The 1,118-nt window shown below is 64.2% G+C and carries 1 protein-coding gene; it reads left to right on the top strand.

Annotated features, from left to right (window positions below; all coding sequences use genetic code 11):
- On the top strand, positions 1-1,118 hold a 1,118-nt coding region (locus AC3WLF_RS31315; RefSeq protein WP_492359309.1), incomplete at both ends, for a Rieske 2Fe-2S domain-containing protein.

Here is a 1,118-nt window from a genome sequence, read left to right on the forward strand (position 1 = left end):
ATGAGCGAAGCACCCACCACAGTCATTCCGGTCGCGGTGGCCAAGCCGCTGCAACGCGCGCCGGCTGCCGTTGCGGCATCCGATCGCTTTATCCGCAACACCTGGTACGTCGCCATGTGGGCAAGCGACCTGCCTCCAGGGAAGCTGGTCTCCCGCACCATCTTGAACGAGCCGGTCCTGTTCTTCCGCAAGGAAGACGGCTCCGTCGCCGCCATCGTCGACCGCTGCTCACACCGGTTTGCCCCCCTTTCCATGGGCAAGCTGCTGCCCGGCGATCGTGTGCAGTGCATCTATCACGGGCTCGAGTTCGGCCCCGACGGCGCCTGCGTCAAGAACCCCCATGGCAATTGCATGATCCCCGCGGCAGCGCACCTGCGCAGCTACCCGGTCGAAGAGCGCCATTCGCTGATCTGGATCTGGATGGGCACCAAGACGGCCGACCCGGCAACCATCCCCGACTACAGCTGCCTGGACAACCGCCCCGTCCTGCACGTGACCCAGCCGGGGTACCTGAAGGTCCACGCCAATTACGAGCTGGTTGTCGACAATCTGCTGGACCTGAGCCACACCTCGTACGTGCATGCCGGCATCCTGGGCACCTCCGACACGATCGAGGCGGAGATCAGCGTGACCCAGCAAGGCGACGTTGTCAGTGTCAGCCGCCCGTCCAAGAACGCGGACACGCCGGGCATTCTGAAGATGATGAGCCCCCCGGGCTTCGAGAAGGGCGATCAGTGCAGCACCATTTCCTGGTATGCGCCGAGCAACCTGATCCTGGAGTTCGGTGTGAGCAAGCCTGGCGAGCCCAAGGAGAAGGGCACCGGCTACTACGCGATTCACCTGCTCACTCCCGAGACGGAGCGCACGACCCACTATCACTACACCGCCGCACGCTGGAACGTGCTGACCGAGGGGGATGAGCAGAACGCCCAGATTCGGGACAAGATCTTCGAGATGCGCACCTTTGCCTTCGCCGACCAAGACGTGCCGGTCATCGAGGCGCAGCAGCAGCGCATGGATCAGGCCCGCGAGCCGCTGACCCCCACGCTGCTGGCCATCGATGCAGGCCCCGCTCGCTATCGGCGCATCCTCGAGCGCTTGCTCAACGAGGATCAGAA

This window comes from Cupriavidus sp. FW306-01-F10A (assembly GCF_058782785.1).